Raw genomic sequence first — 19,369 nt, 5'->3', positions numbered from 1 at the left:
GGGTACGGAGGGTGGTGGTCCCGATGACCGCCACCGACTGGGCTGAGGCCGCCGCCCGCTCCTTCGAACACCCCGCCCGACGCTGGGCCACCCCCGGGCACCTCGCCGCCCACCTCAACCCCGCCACCGTCCAAACCCCCGCGCTCGACCTCATCGACACCGAGCTCACCCGGCTCCTCGACACCCCCGACGGGCGGCTCATTATCTCCATGCCACCGCAGGAGGGGAAGTCCACCCGCGCCGCCGGAGACTTCCTCGTCTGGGCCCTCACCCAAAACCCAGACCTGCGGATCGTCACCGCGTCGTACGCGCAGTCCCTCGCCAACCGCAACGGCCGCGCCATCCGCCGACGCATCACCGAACACCCAGACCTCGGGCTACGCCTCGCCCCCGACAACGGCGCCGTCAGCGACTGGACCCTCGACGGCCACACCGGCGGCGTCCTCTCCGTCGGCATCGGCTCCGGCCTCACCGGCCGCCCCGCCGACCTCATGGTCATCGACGACCCCATCAGCAACCGCGAGCAGGCCGACTCCAAGGGGTACCGCGACCGCGCGTGGGACTGGTGGACCGACGTCGCATCCACCCGCCTCGCGCCCGGCGCGCCCGTCGTGCTCATCCTCACCAGGTGGCACCACGACGACCTCGCCGGCCGCTTGCTGGCCGCCGAAGACGGCCACCTGTGGCGCGTCGTCAACATCCCCGCCCAGGCCGTCACCACCGACGACCCCCTCCGCCGGGACCTCGACGAGTTCATGGTCTCCGCGCGTGGTCGCACGCTCGCGCAGTGGGCCGCCGTCAAGGTCCGCGTCGGGTCCCGCACGTGGGCGTCGCTCTACCAGGGCAACCCGACGCCCGACGCCGGCAACCTCTTCCCGTCCGACGGGTGGGCCCGCTACACGACCGCCCCGTTGATCGAACGCGACGACGGCACGAGGGTCGTCCCCGAAGCCGGCCGCGACCCCAACGTCGACCTCGTGCAGTCGTGGGACTTCACCTTCAAGGACACAGCCGCGTCCGACTACGTCGTCGGGCAGGTGTGGATGCGCCACGGCCACCAAGCGTGGCTCCTCGATCAGGTGCGGCGCCGTACCGGGTTCACCGAGTCCGTGCAGATGATGCTCGACCTGACCGCGCGGTGGCCGCAGGCCGTCGCGAAGCTGGTGGAGGACAAGGCCAACGGGCCCGCGATCTTGAACGCGCTCCGCTCCAAGGTCGGTGGCCTGATCCCCGTCGAGCCCGAGGGCTCGAAGTACGCGCGCGCCGCCGCTGTGACCCCCTTCGTCGAAGCCCAGAACGTGGTCCTCCCGGATCCGCTCGCGGTGCCCGGGACGGCGTGGGTAACGGAGTTGACGGAGGAGGCGCGGGAGTTCCCTGCGGGAGCTCACGACGACTCGGTGGACGGCATGTCGCAGGCCGTGCACCGGCTGCTGCTGGTGCCGCTCCTCGAGGGTGGCGACCTTCACGAGTGGGACGAGCTGCTCACCGACGACGGTGGCGGGCTGGCCTGGGCGGCGTCGTACTAGCGGCGGCGCTGCTGCCGGTGGCCGCCGAAGAAGAACGCGACCATGGCGACGATCGTGACGAAGAAGCCCACGAACGAGGCCAGCGGGACCTCGAACACGTAGCCGAAGCCCCACGCGAGTAGCCCCATCAGGGCGATGAGCAGCCACTGCGTGCCCGTGATCGAGTCCATGCCGCACATCCAACCAGCACACCGACACCGTGGGTAGGGGGCAGACGATGACCGACACCGTGACGCTCCCCCGCCACGACCTCGCCAACCTCGAGTCCCTCCTCGAGATGGCGGAGGAGGCCGCGCTCGACGCGCAACGCCTCCTGGCCGCCGAGGACCGCGGGTGGGCGCGTCTGTCCGCCGACGGTGAGGCCGTGATCGACCGGGCGAGCGTCATGCAGGTGTCCGCGGTCGCCCGCATCAACGTCGCCGCCGACCCCCTATCAAGCGTGGCGTCAACCTGCGTGTCGCCTACCTCGGCACCCCGTCCGTGTCCGCGCCCAGCTCCGACGACGGGCAGGACATCAACGCCGTCGTCCAGGCGTTCAGGGACGACCCCGAGAACGCGGAGACCTTCACCAGAGTCCTCGCTGGCGCGGAGCGTGAGCGGGCGTTCAACACCGACGGCAATGTCTTCCTCGCCCTGCCGACCGACCCCCGTTCGGGTGCGGGTGCGGGTGCGGATCATCCGGTGCCGGCGTTCCTCGAGCCTCGCGAGGAGATGGCCGTGGACGAGTTGGCGGCGCGGCGGTTGATCTCGTGGCCGGCTCTGCTGGATGCGTGCCGTTGGGCGCGCACCCTCGAGGAGCTCGCCGAGGAGTTGTGGATGGACGAGGCGACTGCGGAGTGCCGGATGCGGCACCTGCACATGAGCGAGAATGCGAAGCTGATGGAGGTGTGGGCGGATGACGCGCGAGCTCACGGGCACTGAGGTGAAGCTGCTGCAGGTGTGGCGCCGGTGGCCGCTGGACTCACAGCGGGACCGGCGGTTGAACGCGTACGCGCGGCTCGGGCTCACGGAGGTCCGGGCACTGCAGGCAGTGAACGGGCTCTTGACCGACCCGGCTGCGTGGGAGCACGATCCGGTGACCGTCGCGCGTGTGCGGCGGCTCAGGGACTTGAGGGTGAGGTGAGCAGGATGAAGCGTGTCGGGGGAGTGGCGGTCTTGGCCGCGGGGGTGGTCCTGCTTGCGGGGTGTGTAAGAGACAGCGGAGGAGCGTCAACGACCACAGTCACGAAGACGGCGGAGCCCATACCCGAGGAAAGTCTCGCGCCCGAGCCGAGCGCCAGCTCGACAACAACTGTCCCTTGGTCGCTTGGCGAGTACGCCCAGAACGACTATCAGAAGACGCGTGCTATCGCGGTAGAGCAAGCGAGTTCTGAATACTCGCAACTCGCCGCGGACCAGCAGTGGTGGAAGGTCGAGATCGAGACGTGCGCTTTGGCCGACCTGCAGGGAGAGACGGTCACGACGGGCTGGTCTCCGTGGGGTCTGCAGGGTGATGACGGCGGGTCGTACCCGGCCAGCAATATGACTTGGAGTGACTTCCCGAAGCCGCAGTATCCGTTCGGGAGTGATCCGATACCGGTCGGGCAGTGTCGAAAGGGCTGGGTGATGGTTGCCATGAATCAAGGAGTGTCCGCCTCTGCTGTTACGTACTCGCCCGATGGTGCGACGGGCACGACATGGACTGTGGAATAGGCGGGGTGCGTGGGGCACGTCGTAGACCGGTGGACCGTCCCCAACCCGGGCGGTGGACGCCGGCTGAAGGGGCCTCGGCACGGCCGGGGGAAGCGGTGGCTGGCGCGCTGGGTGGAGCCGGACGGCCGTGAGCGGTCGAAGGCGTGCGCGTCGAAGGACGAGGCGTTGGCGGTGCTCGCGCGGGTGGAGACGGACAAGCGTGCCGGCACATACGTCACCCCGTCGACGGTGACGTTCCGGGAGTACGCGGAGGCGTGGCGGGCGCGACAGGCGCATCACGCGCCGTCGACGGCTGCGCAGGTGAAGTCGAGGCTGCAGAACCATGCCTATCCGGCGTTCGGGGACGTGCAGCTGGCACGGGTGACGCGCGGGATGGTGCAGGACCTCGTCGCCCAGTCTGGGCTGGCGCCGTCGACGGTGAAGGTGCTCTACACCTACGTGTCCGCCGTCTTCGATAGCGCGGTGGAGGACCGGGTGATCGCGGTGTCGCCATGCCGGCGGATCGCGCTGCCACGTGACGAGGCTGCCGCGGTGACGCCGTTGACGGTGGAGGAGGTCGCGCAGATCGCCGACGCAGTACCGGGCCCGTTGCGGGCGATGGTGTGGCTGGGGGCCGGGTCTGGGTTGCGGCCGGGGGAGCTGTGAGCGTTGACGGTGGACCGCGTGGCCGGCGGGGTGCTGGTGGTGGATCGGCAGTTGGCGTCGGGGTCGACGCGTGATGGGCTGGTGTGGGGTCCGTTGAAGCGGCCGGGGTCGCGGCGGCGGGTGCCGCTCGCGGAGTCGACCGCGGAGGTGCTCGAGCAGCACCTGCGGGAGCGTCCGCCTGGGGCGTCGGGGTTGGTGTTCACGGCGCGGTCGGGTGGCCCGTTGTCGCGGTCGCATCTGCAGTACGCGTGGCGGGAGGCTGCGGGCCGGCCGAAGGGGGAGGGGTGGCGTGAGCTGCGGCATCATCACGCGTCGTTGCTGATCTCGGCGGGGTTGTCGCCGAGGGCTGTGGCGGACCGGTTGGGGCATGCGGATCCGTCGGAGACCTTGAGGACGTACGCCCATCTGTGGCCGTCAGATCAGTCGTCGATCTTGGCTGCGGTCGAGGCCGCGCACGGGGGTCTCGGGGTTGCGTGAGTGCGGGTCGGGACGGACCTGAGACGGACCTGCAGGGCTGGAGCCCGCTGTTGGCGGGGTGTGTTCGGGTACCCGGCTTACAGGCCGACTCATCCCCCTCCCTTCGCGCCACGTGCCGAAGGGGGTCACTCGCGCGTCGTGTGCCGCACCCATCCGATGAAGGCACCGATCGCCAGGACCACGGCCCCGGCGAGGACCGACTCCCACGGCAGCAGCACGGCCACGAGGAGGCAGCCGATGAACCCGACCGCCGCGACCGCGCGCCCGAGCCAGCCGTCGTCGAGGGTCCACGCGCTGGCATTGGCGATGGCGTAGTAGACGAGCACGCAGAAGCTCGAGAAGCCGATCACCCCGCGCAGGTCGACGAGCACGATCATCACGATGACGAAGCCAGCGACGACGATCTCGGCGCGGCGGGGGACCCGGTGTGGTCCCTCGAGCCGCGCGAGCACCGGTGGCAGGTGCCGGTCGCGCGCCATGGCCAGGACGGTCCGGGAGACGCCCAGTGTCAGGGCGAGCAGCGCGCCGCCAGCCGCGAGCACGGCCGCGATGCGCAGCATGGGGCCCAGCCAGGGCCAGGCGGAGATCTCGGCCGCCTCGGCGAGCGGCGCCTCGCGCGCGGCGACCCACCCGGCACCCAGGGTGCGTCCCAGGGCCACGGTGATGAGCACGTAGAGGCCCAGCACGACGCCCAGGCAGATCGTGACGGCGCGCGGGATGGTGCGCCGCGGCTCGACGACCTCCTCGCCGAGGGTCGCGACCCGGGCGTAGCCGGCGAAGGCGAAGAACATGAAGCCCGCGGCTTGCGCGACGCCCCACCAGCCGCCGGACCCGGGCGGGGTCGGCGGGGGAGCGTCGGCGGTGACCGGTGGGCTCATCAGGAGCACGACGACGAAGGTGAGCACCACGACGAGCACGGCGAGCGTGATCGCCCGCGCGACCCGTGCCGGTCGCTCGATGCCCTGGAGGTTGAGGGCGAGCACCACCAGCACGACGAGGATCGCCACGGCCTTGGACCAGCCGGGGAGCAGGTGGACACCGATCGTCAGTGCCATGGCCGCGCACGAGGCGATCTTGCCGCTGATGAAGGCCCACCCGGCCAGGTGGCCCCAGGGCATGCCCAGCCGCTCACGCCCGTAGACGTAGGCACCGCCTGCCCTGGGATATCGGATCGCCAGTCGAGCGGTCGAGGTGGCGTTGACGACGGCGAGCGCCCCGGCGAGGACGACGGCGAGCAGCAGCAGCGAGCCGGCCCGGGCCGCAGCCGGGGCGAAGACGACGAAGACCCCGGCCCCGAGCATCGAGGCAAGGCCGATCCCGACGGCGTCGGTCAGGCCGAGCCGACGTGAGAGGGCCTGATGGCCCGCTCCCCGCGAGGTCGTCATGGCCCCAGCCTGCCGCATGCGACGGGGCGGGCCGGGCCCGACACCACGAGCCGAGACCGGATCGTGGTCAGGTGCCCTTGGCCGCGAGGTGGGCGGCACCGATGATGCCGGCCTTGTTCTTCAGCTTCGCCGGGACGATCGGCGTCCGCAGGTCGAGCAGGGGCAGGAAGGTGTCGGCCTGCTTGCTCACCCCGCCGCCGACGACGAAGAGGTCGGGCCACAGCAGCGACTCGAGGCGCGAGTAGTAGGTCTGCAGGCGCTCCACCCACTCCTGCGTCGACAGGCCCTCGCGCTCACGCACGGACTCCGCGGCGCGGGTCTCGGCGTCGTGCCCGTCGATCTCGATGTGCCCGAGCTCGGTGTTGGGCACGAGGTGCCCGTCGACGAGCACGGCGGTGCCGATGCCGGTGCCGAGGGTGGTGAGGACGACGGTGCCCTTGGCTCCCTTCGCCGCTCCGTGGTGCCGCTCGGCGACCCCTGCGGCGTCGGCGTCGTTGACGAGGTGGACCTCCCGCCCGAGACGGTCGCTGAAGAGCTCGTCGGCGTCGATCCCGATCCACGCCTTGTCGATGTTGGCCGCGGTCTGGACCACGCCGTGCATGACGACGGCCGGGATCGTGATGCCCAGCGGCAGGTCCTTCTTCACCGAGAAGTGGTCGACGATCTGCGCCACGACGACGCACACGGCCTCTGGGGTCGACTCCTCGGGGGTGGCGATCCGCAGCCGGTCGTCGGTGAAGCTGCCCTTGTCGAGGTCGACCGGGGCACCCTTGATGCCGCTGCCGCCGATGTCGATGCCCAGGGCGTGGGGCTTCTTGCTCATCGCTACCTACCTTCAGGGGAGGGTGAGGATCTCGTTGCCGTCGTCGGTGATGAGGATCGTGTGCTCGAACTGCGCGGACCGTCGACCGTCTGCGGTCACGACGGTCCACCCGTCGTCCCACATCTGCCAGTCGGGCGTGCCGAGGTTGAGCATCGGCTCGATCGTGAAGGTCATGCCCGGCTCGATGACCGCGTCGTGACCGGGGGCGGCGTCGAAGTGGGGCACGACGAGCCCGGAGTGGAAGCTCGTCCCGATGCCGTGGCCGGTGTAGTCGCGCACCACGCCGTAGCCGAAGCGAGCGGCGTAGCGCTCGATGACCCGACCGATGATGTTGATCTGCCGCCCGGGCAGCGCCGCCTTGATGCCACGCATCATCGCCTCGTGCGTGCGCTCGACGAGCAGACGCGACTCCTCGTCGACCTCGCCGGCGAAGAAGGTCGCATTGGTGTCGCCGTGCACACCACCGACGAAGGCGGTGATGTCGATGTTGACGATGTCGCCCTCCTCGATCGCCCGCGAGTCGGGGATGCCGTGGCAGACGACCTCGTTGATCGAGGTGCACAGCGACTTGGGGAAGCCGCGGTAGCCCAGGGTCGAGGGGTAGGCGCCGTGGTCGAGCAGGAACTCGTGGCCGATCCGGTCGACCTCGTCGGTCGTCACGCCGGGAGCCACCGCCGCACCGGCCGCTGCGAGCGCCTGCGCGGCGATCCGCGAGGCGTGGCGCATCCGCTCGATCGTCTCGGCGTCCTTGATCTCGCTGCCGTCGAAGGGGGTCGGCGCCGGCCGGTCGACGTACTCGGGCCGCGCGATGGCGGCAGGGACGGCGCGGCGGGGCGAGACCTCACCGGGTGTCACGGTTGCGGCAGCGGCAGGCATGCGGTGAAGTCTAGGCAACGAGGGCGTGACCGATGCGCCCCGGTCCGCGGGTCACCGCGAGGAAGGACGGCACGACGATGGCGTACTGGTTCAACATCGAGACCCAGCAGGTCGAGACCGACGACAACCGCTCCCAGGGCGAGGACGTCATGGGCCCCTACGAGACCGAGGCCGAGGCCGCCGCCGCGCTCGCCACCGCGCGCGCCAAGACAGAAGCCTGGGACGAGGAGGACCGCAAGGAGCGCGAGTGGCAGACCGGCGACGCCGGGGCCTGACGATCAGCGCGGCCGGTGCACGGTCAGGCCATAGGAGCCGTCACCGGGCCAGCGCTGCGCCTCCCACGTCGCGTAGCGCGTGACGAGGGACAGGTCGGCGGCGAAGGCCGCCCGCTCGTAGTCCTCGGGCGAAACCGCGGCGGCCCCGTCGGGCTGGTGGCCCGGCAGGGACCACCCGGCGACGAGCAGCCCGTCACCCGTGAGGTGTGCCCGCAGTCGGCGCAGGACCTCGACGAGCGTGCCGTCGGCGAGGAAGGGCACGACATTGCCCGCGAGGAGCACGACGTCGAAGGCCTGCGTCGTGAGCGACAGCGTGGCCAGGTCGGCGTGGACGAAGCGGGTCACGTCGTCTCGCTCGCGGGCCACCTCGATCATCGCCGCGTCGGCGTCGACCCCGACGACGTCGTGGCCGAGCCGGGTCAGCTCGGTCGCGACCCGCCCGGTGCCGCACCCGGCGTCGAGGACGCGCACCGGTGCCTCGTGCAGGCCGTGGACGAAGCGGGCCTCGCCGTCGAGGTCGGCACCGCCGCTCGCCAGCTCGTCGAAGCGTCGCTGGTAGGCGTGCGCGGCGTCGATGCCGCCGGACACCTCCGACCACCGCGTGCGGATCTCGGGCAGGTCGTCGGGGGCCATCGTCAGCTCTCGAAGGAGTGCTCGGCTGCCGGGAAGGTGCCGGCCGCGACGTCCGCGGCATAGGCGCGCGCCGCGTCCTCGAGGACGGTGCCGACGTCGGCGTAGCGCTTGACGAAGCGGGGCGCCTTGCCCGTGCGCAGCCCGGCCATGTCCTGCCACACGAGGACCTGGGCGTCGCAGTCGGGGCCGGCGCCGATGCCGATGGTCGGGATGCTCAGCTCGCGCGTCACCTCGGCCGCGGCCGGAGCGGGCACCATCTCCAGGACGACCGCGAAGGCGCCGGCGTCCTGGACCGCCCGGGCGTCCTCGAGCAGCTTGCCCGCGGCCTCGCCGCGCCCCTGGACGCGGTAGCCGCCGAGGGTGTGCTCGCTCTGCGGGGTGAAGCCGATGTGCGCCATGACGGGGATGCCCCCCTGGGTCATCCGCTCGATCGTCGGCGCCATCTCGGCGCCGCCCTCGAGCTTGACGGCGTGCGCCAGGCCCTCCTTCATCAGGCGGGCCGCCGAGAGGTAGCCCTGCTCGGGGGAGGCCTGGTAGGTGCCGAAGGGGAGGTCGGCCACGACGAGGGCGCTCGCCGCGGCACCGGCGACGGCGCGGGTCAGCGGGATCATCTCGTCGAGCGTCACGGGCACGGTCGTCTCGTGGCCGTAGACGTTGTTGCCGGCCGAGTCGCCGACGAGCAGCACCGGGATGCCCGCGCGGTCGAAGACCTGTGCGGCGTACATGTCGTAGGCGGTGAGCATGGCCCAGCGCTCGCCGCGATCGGTCATCGCCTGCAGGTGGGGGATGCGCACCCGCTTGGGCGCCGAAGGGGGAGGGGTGCTCCCGGATCCGTAGGGGGCGGTCGTCTCGCTCATGGGGCCACCCTAGGCCTGACCGCACGATGCGCCGGAGGATAGAGGGAAAACCCGCAGGGTCGCCGGGTCAAGAGTAAGGATTCCTTCAGAAACTCCTGTGGTGACTCCCGGAGGCCGGCAAATCTTGGTTGAGTGCGCTCACCCCCTGTGGTTCGAGCCACAGCATCTTTTTGGAGGACCCGTGAAGAGACGCCACACCCATGTCGTGTCCGGCCTCGCGGCTTCCGCCCTCGTCCTGACCCTCGCGCCGATGGCCGCGAGTGCAGGGACGAGTGCCGCGGTGGCACCCGAGGACAAGGCCGCTTCGTCGGCCCGGCACGACGACCTGCCCAACCCCCTGGGTGACGCGCAGCGCGAGCTGCGCGAGGACGCCGTCGACAAGCTGATGCGCGGCGAGGCCCGCGTCGTCACCAAGAACGGCACGCAGGTCATCGAGATCACCAGCGATGACGCCGCCGAGACCCACGCCAAGGCCAAGGGCCACCAGGACAACACGACCGCGGCCAAGGGAAAGGGCAAGGGCAAGGGCAAGGGCAAGGGCAAGCGCACCAAGTACGTCCAGTACGACGTCGACCGTGAGGCGAGCGTCTTCACGGTCCTCACCGACTTCGGTGACCAGACCAAGCCCGCCCAGGGCGGCGACGCCGGCCCGGTCCACAACGAGATCCCCGAGCCGGACCGGTCGGTCAACAACTCGACCATCTGGGACGAGGACTTCAGCCGGGACCACTACACCGAGCTGATGTTCGGGTCCGACGCCGACACCAAGGGCAAGACCAAGGGCAAGGGCAAGGGCAAGGGCAAGAAGAAGGAGCAGGAGTCCTTCCGCGACTTCTACCTCAAGCAGTCGCAGGGCCGCTTCCTCACCAAGGGTGACGTGAGCGACTGGGTGACGGTGCCCTTCAACGAGGCCCGCTACGGCCACAACCCCGTCGCGGGCGACGGCACCACCGAGGCCGAGGGCTACTGGAACTACGTCAAGGACACCGCCACCGCCTGGTACGAGGACCAGAAGGCCCAGGGCAGGTCCGACGCGGAGATCAAGGAGTACCTCGCGCAGTTCGACGTCTGGGACCGCTACGACTTCGACGGTGACGGCGACTTCAACGAGCCCGACGGCTACATCGACCACTTCCAGGCGATCCACGCCGGGGAGGGCGAGGAGGCCGGTGGCGGCGAGCAGGGCGAGGACGCCATCTGGAGCCACCGCTGGTACGCCTTCTCCAACAACATCGGCAAGGACGGCCCGGGGCAGAACAAGCTCGGCGGTGTCCCGCTCGGTGACTCCGGCATCTGGATCGGTGACTACACGACCGAGCCGGAGAACGGCGGCCTGGGTGTCTTCACCCACGAGTTCGGTCACGACCTCGGTCTGCCCGACCTCTACGACACCGCCGGCGGCGACAACGGCACCGGCTTCTGGACCCTGATGTCCGGCGGCTCGTGGCTCAACGACGGCACCGTCGACATCGGCTCCAGCCCGGGCTACATGGGTGCCTGGGAAAAGCTGCAGCTCGGCTGGCTCGACGCCGGGACTGTCAAGCCGGGGCAGAACGTCAACCTCGACCTGGGCCCCGCCGACCGTGACCACGCCAAGCTGCCCCAGGCCGCTGCGGTCCTCCTCCCCGAGGAGACCGTGACGACCGACTACAACACCCCCCACTCCGGCAGCTACGAGTGGTGGTCCGGCTCCGCCGACAACCTCAACAACACCCTGACCCGCGAGATCGACCTCACCGGGGCGACCTCGGCGTCGGTCTCGGCGCAGCTGGCCACCCAGATCGAGGCCGGCTACGACTTCCTCTACACGGAGGTCAGCACCGACGGTGGGTCCACGTGGGAGGAGCTGTCCGCCACCGACGGCGGCGACCTGTCGTGGAACGAGGTCACGGCCGACCTGAGCGCCTACGCGGGCCAGAAGGTCCAGTTCCGCTGGCGTTACCAGTCGGACGGTGGTGTCTCCGAGCCCGGGGCCTTCATCGACGACATCACCATCACGGTCGACGGGACCGCGGTCCTCACCGACGACGTCGAGTCCGGCGACAACGGCTGGACCGCAGACGGCTTCACCCGGATGTCGGGCTCCACGTCGGAGACGGTCCAGAGCTACTACCTCGCGGAGAACCGCGTGTACTCGGGCTACGACAAGAACCTCAAGACCGGTCCGTACAACTTCGGTGACCCCGAGCGCCCCGACTGGGTCGAGCGCTTCCCGTACCAGGCCGGCTTGCTCGTCTGGTACATCAACAACGCCTACTCGGACAACAACACCAGCGTGCACCCCGGCTACGGCCAGGTCCTGCCCGTCGACGCCCGCCCGGCGCCGGTGAAGTTCTCCAACGGCAAGCTGCTCGGCAACCGCCGTCAGCCCTTCGACGCCACCTTCGGCACCCAGCGCACCGACCGGGTGACCTTCCACAACGCGGGCATCCCGCAGACGGTCCCCTCGACTCCGGGCATCCGCACGTTCGACGACTCCGACCCCAACCGCTACTGGTCGGCCGACAACCCGTGGAGCTCGACCAAGGTCGCCGGATCCGGCACGAAGATCACCGTCCTGAAGGAGAAGAAGGACGAGATGTCCCTCCGGATCCAGTCAGGTAAGTGATCGCACCCACCTGCTGAGCACCGCAGGCGATCGACGGGCCCGCTCCACCCCCTTCGACCGAAGGGGGTGGGGCGGGTCTCGTCGTGCCCTGCACGATCCGTGCCGCCCGCCTAGGGCAGGATGGGCGCATGGATCGTCAGCAGGAGTTCGTCCTCCGCACCATCGAGGAGCGGGACATCCGGTTCGTCCGGTTGTGGTTCACCGATGTCCTCGGCACGCTCAAGTCGGTCGCCATCGCCCCCACCGAGCTCGAGGGCGCCTTCAGCGAGGGCCTCGGCTTCGACGGGTCGGCCATCGAGGGCTTCACCCGGGTCTACGAGGCCGACATGCTCGCGCGCCCCGACCCCTCGACCTTCCAGGTGCTGCCGTGGCGCGGTGAGCACCCGGGCACCGCGCGCATGTTCTGCGACATCCAGCTGCCCGACGGCAGCCCCGCCCTGGCCGATGCGCGCTACGTCCTGCGCCGCACGCTGGGCAAGGCTGCCGACATGGGCTTCAGCTTCTACACCCACCCCGAGATCGAGTTCTTCCTGCTCAAGCAGGGCACGCCGCGGGGCGAGCGGCCCGAGCCGGTCGACGACGGCGGCTACTTCGACCACGTGCCGAAGGGGGAGGCCCACGACTTCCGTCGTGCCGCCATCACCATGCTCGAGTCGGTCGGCATCTCCGTGGAGTTCAGCCACCACGAGGGCGCCCCGGGGCAGAACGAGATCGACCTGCGCTACGCCGACGCGCTGTCGATGGCGGACAACATCATGACCTTCCGCACAGTGATCAAGGAGGTGGCCCTCGAGCAGGGTGTCTACGCGACCTTCATGCCCAAGGTCTTCGCCGAGCACCCCGGCAGCGGGATGCACACCCACCTCTCGCTCTTCGAGGGCGACACCAATGCTTTCTACGAGGCCGGTGCCCCCTACCGGCTGAGCAAGGTCGGCCGTCAGTTCATCGCCGGCCTGCTCCACCACGGTCGCGAGTTCACGGCCGTGACCAACCAGTGGGTCAACAGCTACAAGCGCCTGTGGGGCGGCGGCGAGGCGCCGGCGCACCTGACGTGGGGCCACAACAACCGCTCGGCGATGGTCCGGGTGCCGATGTACAAGCCCAACAAGAGCAACTCCAGCCGGGTCGAGCTGCGCAGCCTCGACGCGGCGTGCAACCCCTACCTCGCCTTCGCCGTCACCCTCGCCGCGGGGCTCAAGGGCATCGAGGAGGGCTACGAGCTCCCGGCGGAGACCGAGGACGACGTGTGGAGCCTCACCGACCGCGAGCGCAAGGCGATGGGCATCAAGCCGCTGCCCTCGAGTCTCTCCGAGGCCATCGAGGCGATGGAGGAGAGCGAGCTCGTCGCCGAGACCCTGGGCGAGCACGTCTTCGACTTCTTCCTGCGCAACAAACGGCAGGAGTGGGCCGACTACCGCAACCAGGTCACCCCCTTCGAGCTGGAAAGTCTGCTGCCGCGACTGTGAGGACCGCGTGACACCACCCGCCCGACCCGGACCCAGCATCTCCCGTCGAGGCTTCGACGACACCCGTCGGGCCGAGTCCCTGCTGGCCGACCCCGCACTCGCGCCGCTCGCCGAGGTCCGTGACGACCTCGTCGCGGCCCTGACACGAGCCGCCGACCCCGACAGCGCGCTGCTCGGGCTCGTCCGGGTCGTCGAGGCGGCTGGCGACGAGGTCGAGGCGCTGCTCGCCGCCCTGCGGGACGACGCGGCGGCGCGCGCCCGGATCATCGGGGCGATGGGCGTCTCGACGGCGCTCGTCGACCATCTCGTCGCCCACCCCGAGCAGTGGCGTGATGCCGTCGACGCCCGGGAGATGACACCGGAGGAGCGGACCGAGGCCCTGCTCGCCGAGATCGCCGACCCCGGCGACCTCGACCCGCAGGACGCCCTGCGGGTCGGCTACCGCCGCCAGCTGCTCGGCATCGCCGCCCGCGACACGACGGCCGAGGACCCCGTGGAGTTCCTGCCCCAGGTCGGGCGCGCCCTGGCCGACCTCGCCGGCTCGGCGCTCGAGGGCGCGGTCCGGATCGCGATCGACGAGCTGGGTGACGAGGGGCAGACCTGCCGCTTCGCCGTCATCGGCATGGGCAAGGCCGGCGGTCGCGAACTCAACTACGTCTCCGACGTCGACGTCATCTTCGTCGCGGAGCCGGTCGAGGGCGCCGACGAGGCCGCCGCGCTCGACGTCGCGACGCGGGTGGCGACCCGGATGATGCACGCGTGCTCCGACGCGACCGCCCACGGCAGCCTGTGGCCGGTCGACCCGGCGCTGCGGCCGGAGGGCAAGCAAGGCCCGCTCGTGCGCACCGTGGCCAGCCACCGTGCCTACTACGAGCGCTGGGCCAAGACGTGGGAGTTCCAGGCCCTGCTCAAGGCGCGTCACCTGGCCGGCGACGCCACGCTGGGGGCGGAGTACCTCGCTGCGCTGCGGCCGATGGTCTGGGAGGCGGCCTCCCGGGAGGACTTCGTCGACGACGTGCAGGCGATGCGCCGTCGCGTCGAGGAGCACATCCCAGCCGCCGAGGCCTCGCGCCAGCTCAAGCTCGGTCCCGGTGGTCTGCGCGACGTGGAGTTCTCCGTCCAGCTGCTCCAGCTGGTCCACGGCCGCACCGACGAGAGCCTGCACTCGGGCACCACGCTCGACGCCCTCGCGGCCCTCTCGGCGGGCGGCTACGTCGGTCGCGCCGACACGGCGGTCCTCACCGAGGCCTACAAGGTCCTGCGCACTCTCGAGCACCGGATCCAGCTGCACCGGCTGCGGCGAACCCACCTCATGCCGACCGCTGAGGCCGACCTGCGGCGGCTCGGACGGGCCCTGCACCTGTGGGACCAGCCGGACAAGCAGGTCGTGCGGCTGCGCACGGAGCACTCGCGCGAGGTGCGGCGCCTGCACCAGCGGCTCTTCTACCGCCCCCTGCTGTCGGCGGTCGCCAAGCTCAGCCCCGACGAGGCGCGGCTGACCCCCGACGCTGCCCGCGCGCGGCTGAGCGCGCTCGGCTACCGCGACCCGGCCGGTGCCCTGCGACACCTCGAGGTCCTCACCGACGGCGTCAACCGCACCGCGGCCATCCAGCGCCAGCTGCTGCCCGTCATGCTCGAGTGGTTCGCCGAGATGGCCGACCCCGACGCGGGCCTGCTCGCCTTCCGCAAGGTGAGCGAGGAGCTCGGCACGACCCACTGGTACCTGCGCCTGCTGCGTGACGAGGGCGAGGCCGCCCAGATCCTCGCCCACACCCTGGGGGCGAGTCGATTTGCCGGGGACCTGCTGCTGGCCAGCCCCGAGGCGGTGCAGATGCTCGGCGACGCCGACGGACTGCGCCCGCGCGAGCGGGAGGAGATCCTCAAGCGGATGCGGGCTGCCGCGAGCCGTCGGGACGAGGCCGATGCGGCCGTCGCGTCCATCCGCGCCATCCGGCGGGCCGAGATCTTCCGCGTCGCGGTCGCCGACCTGCAGGGGCGGATCAACCTCGAGCAGGTGGGCGACGCGCTCACCGACATCAGCGAGGCGGTCATCCAGGCCTCCCTCGAGGTCGTCGTGCGCGCGGTTGAGGCCGATCGAGGGGCGCCGGTCGGCACCGACCTGCTCATCGTCGGCATGGGCCGCCTCGGTGGCAGCGAGATGGGCTACTCCTCCGATGCCGACGTCCTCTACGTGCACGAGCCCCACGAGGGCACGGACGACCAGGCAGCCCAGGAGGCCGCACTCGCCGTCGTCGGTGAGCTGCGACGCCTGCTCGGCGCCCCGGGGTCCGACCCGCCGCTCGGTCTCGACGCCGACCTGCGGCCCGAGGGCAAGAGCGGGCCGATGGTGCGCTCGCTGGCGTCCTACGCGACCTACTACGAGCGCTGGTCCGAGACATGGGAGGCCCAGGCCCTGCTGCGCGCTCGTCCGGTGGCGGGCGACCCCGGGCTGGGGGAGCGCTTCACCGCCCTCATCGACCCCATCCGCTGGCCCGCCGAGGGGCTCGACGCGACCCAGGTGCGCGAGGTGCGCCGACTCAAGGCGCGCATGGAGGCCGAGCGGCTGCCGCGCGGCGCGGACCGCAAGGCGCACTTCAAGCTCGGCATGGGCGGTCTATCAGACGTCGAGTGGACCGTCCAGCTGCTCCAGCTGGAGCACGCGCACGACCACGAGGAGCTGCGCACGACCCGGACCCTGCCGGCGCTCGGGGCGGCCGTCGAGGCCGGGCTCGTCGGGGGCGAGGACGCCGTGGTCCTGCGCGAGGCCTGGTCGATGGCTTCGCTGCTGCGCAATGCCGGCATGCTCTTCCGCGGGCGACCCGTCGACTCGGTGCCGTCCAACCTGCGCGAGGCCGACGGCGTCGGGCGCATCGTCGGCATGGCGCCGCAGTCGGGGCTGGCCCTCGCCGAGTCCTACCGCCGCACCGCACGCCACGCCCGCCAGGTCGTCGACCGGATCTTCTACGGAGAGGTCTGACCCCGACGCATGAGACGCGGGTCAGGAGCCGGCGCGGACATACCTAGACTTGGGGGCATGCTCGCGACGATCGATCTGCGCTCACAGCCCCTCGGCGCCCGGCAGCTGCGTGCCGCCCTGCCGCGGGCCGAGTACGACGTCGAGGCCGCCCTCGACGCGGTCCGACCGATCTGCGACGACGTCCATGGCCGTGGGGCCGCAGCCCTCTACGACCTCGCCGAGCGCTTCGACGGGGTGCGGCCGTCCTCCCTTCGCGTCCCGCAGGAGGTCCTCGAGGCCGCCGTCGACACGCTCGACCCGGCCGTGCGCACGGCCCTCGAGGTGGCCATCGAGCGCACCCGGGCGGTGCACGCCGACCAGCGGCGCACCGACACCACGACCGACCTCGGTGGCGGCGGCACCGTCACCGAGCGATGGGTCCCCGTCGAGCGCGTCGGCCTCTACGTCCCCGGCGGCCGGGCGGTCTACCCGTCGTCCGTCGTGATGAACGTCGTGCCCGCGCAGATCGCCGGGGTCGGCTCGCTCGCCGTCGCCAGCCCGCCGCAGAAGGAGAACGTCGGCGTCTTCGCCGGCTACCCGCACCCGACGATCCTCGCCGCCTGCGCCCTGCTCGGCGTCGACGAGGTGTGGGCCATGGGCGGCGCCCAGGCGGTGGCGGGATTCGCCCACGGCTTCGAGGACGAGACCGCGGGGGAGCGCGGCGAGTGCCTCCCGGTGAGCCTCGTGACCGGCCCGGGCAACATCTACGTGGCCGCCGCCAAGCGCCTGCTCAAGGGGATCGTCGGCATCGACGCCGAGGCCGGCCCCACCGAGATCGCGGTCCTCGCCGACGCCACCGCCGACCCGGAGCACGTCGCGGCCGACCTCATCAGCCAGGCCGAGCACGACCCCATGGCTGGGTCGGTCCTCGTCACCGAGTCCACCGAGCTCGCCGACGCCGTCGCCGGCGCGGTCGAGCGACGGGCCGCCGCGACGAAGCACAGCGAGCGCGTCGCCGAGGCCCTCTCCGGCCGGCAGTCGGCGATCGTGCTCGTCGACGACCTCGACGCCGGCCTGCGGGTCGTCGACGCCTACGCCGCCGAGCACCTCGAGGTCATCACCGCCGACGCGCCCGCGGTCGCCGCCCGGGTGCGTAGCGCCGGGGCGATCTTCGTCGGGGCGCACTCGCCGGTGAGCCTCGGCGACTATGTCGCGGGGTCCAACCACGTGCTCCCCACGGGCGGCAGCGCCGCCCACAGCAGCGGGCTGTCGGTCCAGTCCTTCCTGCGCGGGATCCACGTCGTCGAGTACTCCGAGCAGGCGCTGGCCGAGGTTGCCCCGCACGTCCTCGCGCTGTCCGAGGCCGAGGACCTGCCGGCCCACGGCGAGGCCATCAGCGCGCGCACCGGGGAGGCCCTGCGATGAGCGAGATCGAGCAGCTGCTGCGCCCCGCCCTGCGCGGACGCACTCCCTACGGCGCCCCGCAGCTCGACGTCGACGTCCAGCTCAACACCAACGAGTCCTCCTACCCGGTGCCGCCCGAGGTCGTCGCGGCCATCGTCGATGAGCTCGAGGAGCAGCTCGGGGGGCTCAACCGCTACCCGGACCGGGAGTTCACCGACCTGCGCACGGCGCTCGTCGCCTATCTCGAGGACCGCAGCGGGGTCTCCCTTCGTCCCGAGCAGGTGTGGGCCGGCAACGGCAGCAACGAAGTCCTCTCGCACCTCGTCCAGGCCTTCGGCGGACCGGACCGCACGGCGCTCGGCTTCACGCCTGCCTACTCGATGCACCCGATCATCAGCGAGACGCTCGGCACGACGTGGGTCGACGGCCAGCGCGACAGTGACTCCTTCGACCTGACCGTCGAGTCCGCCGTCGAGCAGGCCGGGCGGGTCGACCCGCACCTGGTCTTCCTCTGCTCGCCCAACAACCCGACGGGCACGGCGCTGCCCTTCGACGTCGTCGAGGCGATGCTCGAGGCGGCTCCGCGGGCGGTCGTCGTCGTCGACGAGGCCTACGCCGAGTTCGCCCGACCCGGCACGCCGAGCGCACTGTCGCTGCTGGCCGCCCACCCGCGCCTGGTCGTCACCCGGACCATGAGCAAGGCCTTCGCCCTGGCCGGTGGCCGCCTGGGGTATCTCGCGGCCGATCCGCAGGTCGTCGATGCGCTGCGGCTGGTCCGCCTGCCCTACCACCTGTCGGCCCCCACGCAGACCATCGCCCGCGTCTCGCTCGAGCACGCCGACCGGCTGCTCGAGACCGTCGACGCGATCAAGGAGCAGCGCGACCGGCTCGTCGCCGAGCTGACCGCGATGGGCCTGCGGCCCGTGCCGAGCGATGCCAACTTCGTCCTCTTCGGCGGGCTCGCCGACGCGCCGGCGACGTGGCAGGCTCTGCTCGACCGGGGGGTCCTCGTCCGCGACGTCGGCATCCCCCACCACCTGCGGGTCACCGCCGGCACCCCTGACGAGACCGGTCGCTTCCTCGCGGCCATGACCGATCTCGTCACCACCCACGCATCGAGCCAGGAGGCCTCGTGAGCACACCGTCCCGCACCGCCACCGTCACCCGCGGCACGTCGGAGAGCCGGGTCGAGGTGAGCGTCGACCTCGACGGCACCGGCCGGGGTGACGTCTCCACGGGCGTGCGCTTCTACGACCACATGCTGCTCTCGCTCGCCAAGCACAGCCTCATCGACCTCACGGTCCGGGCCGACGGCGACGTCGACGTCGACGCCCACCACACGGTCGAGGACGTCGCGATCGTCCTCGGGCAGGCCGTGCGCGAGGCGCTCGGCGACAAGTCGGGCATCAGCCGCTTCGGTGACGCGACGGTGCCGCTCGACGAGGCCCTCGTCCACGCGGTCGTCGACGTCGCGGGGCGCCCCTACGTCGTGCACTCGGGTGAGCCGGCCGGCCAGGAGTACGTCATCATCGGCGGCAACTTCGTCGGGTCCCTCACGCGGCACGTCCTCGAGTCCTTCGCCTACAACGCCGGCATCGCCCTGCACGTGCGCGTGCTCGCCGGCCGCGACCCGCACCACATCGTGGAGGCGCAGTTCAAGGCGCTGGCACGGGCCCTGCGCGCAGCCGTCCAGCCCGACCCGCGCGTCGTCGGCATCCCCAGCGCCAAGGGCGCCCTGTAGAGGAT

At 71.3% G+C, this 19,369-nt stretch carries 19 protein-coding genes; 13 read left to right on the top strand and 6 right to left on the bottom strand.

The annotated features are described in order from the left end of the window. Positions 1–23: 23 nt before the first annotated feature. Positions 24–1,526, top strand: a complete 1,503-nt coding sequence (gene terL / locus NYE39_RS04275) for a phage terminase large subunit (protein ID WP_072626236.1) — start codon at positions 24–26, stop codon at positions 1,524–1,526. On the opposite strand, the gene NYE39_RS04270 is transcribed toward terL, so the two are convergent. Further along, on the bottom strand, positions 1,523–1,696 hold the full coding sequence (locus NYE39_RS04270; RefSeq protein ID WP_164513588.1) for a hypothetical protein: 174 nt from the start codon (positions 1,694–1,696) through the stop codon (positions 1,523–1,525). The two genes, terL and NYE39_RS04270, sit on opposite strands and share 4 nt — an antisense overlap. Before the next feature lie 310 nt (positions 1,697–2,006). Here NYE39_RS04270 and NYE39_RS04265 point away from each other — a divergent pair, with 310 nt between their 5' ends. The 5 genes from NYE39_RS04265 (at position 2,007) to NYE39_RS17275 (ending at position 4,340) form a co-directional block, all read left to right on the top strand. After that, a complete protein-coding gene (locus NYE39_RS04265; protein WP_072624832.1) occupies positions 2,007–2,447 on the top strand; it encodes a hypothetical protein in 441 nt (146 codons plus the stop codon). Further along, positions 2,422–2,649, top strand: a complete 228-nt coding sequence (locus NYE39_RS04260) for a DUF3263 domain-containing protein (protein WP_072624831.1) — start codon at positions 2,422–2,424, stop codon at positions 2,647–2,649. Before NYE39_RS04265 ends, NYE39_RS04260 begins: the two co-directional genes overlap by 26 nt. 5 nt (positions 2,650–2,654) lie before the next feature. After that, positions 2,655–3,218 (top strand): hypothetical protein, encoded by a 564-nt coding sequence (locus NYE39_RS04255; protein ID WP_125932824.1) that lies wholly within the window; start codon positions 2,655–2,657, stop codon positions 3,216–3,218. 111 nt (positions 3,219–3,329) lie between these two features. After that, positions 3,330–3,863 (top strand): site-specific integrase, encoded by a 534-nt coding sequence (locus tag NYE39_RS04250; RefSeq protein WP_072624830.1) that lies wholly within the window; start codon positions 3,330–3,332, stop codon positions 3,861–3,863. 9 nt (positions 3,864–3,872) lie between these two features. Further along, complete coding sequence (locus tag NYE39_RS17275) at positions 3,873–4,340, top strand: tyrosine-type recombinase/integrase (RefSeq protein WP_072624829.1); 468 nt, start codon at positions 3,873–3,875, stop codon at positions 4,338–4,340. A gap of 125 nt (positions 4,341–4,465) precedes the next feature. Here the strand turns inward: NYE39_RS17275 and NYE39_RS04245 are convergent, their stop codons facing one another. From NYE39_RS04245 to map, 3 genes are all read right to left on the bottom strand, one after another. After that, positions 4,466–5,725: an APC family permease gene (locus NYE39_RS04245; protein WP_192910394.1), complete on the bottom strand. Its 1,260-nt coding sequence runs from the start codon at positions 5,723–5,725 to the stop codon at positions 4,466–4,468. A 67-nt stretch (positions 5,726–5,792) separates the two neighbouring features. Beyond that, complete coding sequence (gene ppgK / locus NYE39_RS04240; protein ID WP_072624828.1) at positions 5,793–6,548, bottom strand: polyphosphate--glucose phosphotransferase; 756 nt, start codon at positions 6,546–6,548, stop codon at positions 5,793–5,795. Between the two features lie 12 nt (positions 6,549–6,560). Next, positions 6,561–7,424 (bottom strand): type I methionyl aminopeptidase, encoded by an 864-nt coding sequence (gene map / locus NYE39_RS04235; RefSeq protein ID WP_072624827.1) that lies wholly within the window; start codon positions 7,422–7,424, stop codon positions 6,561–6,563. Positions 7,425–7,456: 32 nt separating this feature from the next. On the opposite strand from map, the gene NYE39_RS04230 reads away from it, so the two are divergent. After that, entirely contained in the window at positions 7,457–7,699 is a 243-nt protein-coding gene (locus NYE39_RS04230) for a methionine aminopeptidase (protein ID WP_318843239.1), read from the top strand. Positions 7,700–7,702: 3 nt separating this feature from the next. Here the strand turns inward: NYE39_RS04230 and NYE39_RS04225 are convergent, their stop codons facing one another. Together NYE39_RS04225 and panB are read right to left on the bottom strand one after the other, a co-directional pair. Further along, positions 7,703–8,332: a class I SAM-dependent DNA methyltransferase gene (locus NYE39_RS04225; RefSeq protein ID WP_072624826.1), complete on the bottom strand. Its 630-nt coding sequence runs from the start codon at positions 8,330–8,332 to the stop codon at positions 7,703–7,705. 2 nt (positions 8,333–8,334) lie between these two features. After that, positions 8,335–9,189, bottom strand: a complete 855-nt coding sequence (gene panB / locus NYE39_RS04220; RefSeq protein WP_072624825.1) for a 3-methyl-2-oxobutanoate hydroxymethyltransferase — start codon at positions 9,187–9,189, stop codon at positions 8,335–8,337. Positions 9,190–9,439: 250 nt separating this feature from the next. Between panB and NYE39_RS04215 the strand changes: the two genes are divergently transcribed. The 6 genes from NYE39_RS04215 (at position 9,440) to hisB (ending at position 19,364) form a co-directional block, all read left to right on the top strand. Further along, entirely contained in the window at positions 9,440–11,797 is a 2,358-nt protein-coding gene (locus NYE39_RS04215) for an immune inhibitor A domain-containing protein (protein WP_236953355.1), read from the top strand. A 128-nt stretch (positions 11,798–11,925) separates the two neighbouring features. Next, positions 11,926–13,263, top strand: a complete 1,338-nt coding sequence (locus tag NYE39_RS04210; protein ID WP_072624823.1) for a glutamine synthetase family protein — start codon at positions 11,926–11,928, stop codon at positions 13,261–13,263. 7 nt (positions 13,264–13,270) lie between these two features. Then, a complete protein-coding gene (locus NYE39_RS04205) occupies positions 13,271–16,240 on the top strand; it encodes a bifunctional [glutamine synthetase] adenylyltransferase/[glutamine synthetase]-adenylyl-L-tyrosine phosphorylase (protein WP_192910389.1) in 2,970 nt (989 codons plus the stop codon). Between the two features lie 57 nt (positions 16,241–16,297). Beyond that, complete coding sequence (gene hisD / locus NYE39_RS04200; RefSeq protein ID WP_341011919.1) at positions 16,298–17,644, top strand: histidinol dehydrogenase; 1,347 nt, start codon at positions 16,298–16,300, stop codon at positions 17,642–17,644. Next, positions 17,641–18,759, top strand: a complete 1,119-nt coding sequence (locus tag NYE39_RS04195; protein WP_341011918.1) for a histidinol-phosphate transaminase — start codon at positions 17,641–17,643, stop codon at positions 18,757–18,759. The genes hisD and NYE39_RS04195 overlap by 4 nt, the downstream gene beginning before the upstream one ends. Next, the gene (gene hisB / locus NYE39_RS04190; RefSeq protein WP_341011917.1) at positions 18,756–19,364 is read left to right on the top strand and encodes an imidazoleglycerol-phosphate dehydratase HisB; all 609 of its coding nucleotides are present in this window, start codon (positions 18,756–18,758) and stop codon (positions 19,362–19,364) included. Before NYE39_RS04195 ends, hisB begins: the two co-directional genes overlap by 4 nt. Positions 19,365–19,369 lie beyond the last annotated feature (5 nt).

Origin of the sequence: Janibacter sp. FSL W8-0316 (genome assembly GCF_038004165.1) — a bacterium.
GTDB classification, from domain to species: domain Bacteria; phylum Actinomycetota; class Actinomycetes; order Actinomycetales; family Dermatophilaceae; genus Janibacter; species Janibacter indicus.
This window is presented reverse-complemented; position numbering and strand designations above follow the sequence as displayed.

Bases quoted from the DNA above. Each gene is read 5' to 3' on its own strand.
- NYE39_RS04230 (WP_318843239.1), top strand. From the start codon at position 7,457: ATGCGCCCCGGTCCGCGGGTCACCGCGAGGAAGGACGGCACGACGATG.
- NYE39_RS04210 (WP_072624823.1), top strand. From the start codon at position 11,926: ATGGATCGTCAGCAGGAGTTCGTCCTCCGCACCATCGAGGAGCGGGAC.
- ppgK (WP_072624828.1), bottom strand. From the start codon at position 6,548: ATGAGCAAGAAGCCCCACGCCCTGGGCATCGACATCGGCGGCAGCGGC.
- NYE39_RS04215 (WP_236953355.1), top strand. From the start codon at position 9,440: ATGGCCGCGAGTGCAGGGACGAGTGCCGCGGTGGCACCCGAGGACAAG.
- NYE39_RS04260 (WP_072624831.1), top strand. From the start codon at position 2,422: ATGACGCGCGAGCTCACGGGCACTGAGGTGAAGCTGCTGCAGGTGTGG.
- NYE39_RS04255 (WP_125932824.1), top strand. From the start codon at position 2,655: ATGAAGCGTGTCGGGGGAGTGGCGGTCTTGGCCGCGGGGGTGGTCCTG.
- hisD (WP_341011919.1), top strand. From the start codon at position 16,298: ATGCTCGCGACGATCGATCTGCGCTCACAGCCCCTCGGCGCCCGGCAG.
- NYE39_RS04270 (WP_164513588.1), bottom strand. From the start codon at position 1,696: ATGGACTCGATCACGGGCACGCAGTGGCTGCTCATCGCCCTGATGGGG.
- NYE39_RS04225 (WP_072624826.1), bottom strand. From the start codon at position 8,332: ATGGCCCCCGACGACCTGCCCGAGATCCGCACGCGGTGGTCGGAGGTG.
- map (WP_072624827.1), bottom strand. From the start codon at position 7,424: ATGCCTGCCGCTGCCGCAACCGTGACACCCGGTGAGGTCTCGCCCCGC.
- NYE39_RS04245 (WP_192910394.1), bottom strand. From the start codon at position 5,725: ATGACGACCTCGCGGGGAGCGGGCCATCAGGCCCTCTCACGTCGGCTC.
- terL (WP_072626236.1), top strand. From the start codon at position 24: ATGACCGCCACCGACTGGGCTGAGGCCGCCGCCCGCTCCTTCGAACAC.
- panB (WP_072624825.1), bottom strand. From the start codon at position 9,189: ATGAGCGAGACGACCGCCCCCTACGGATCCGGGAGCACCCCTCCCCCT.
- NYE39_RS04195 (WP_341011918.1), top strand. From the start codon at position 17,641: ATGAGCGAGATCGAGCAGCTGCTGCGCCCCGCCCTGCGCGGACGCACT.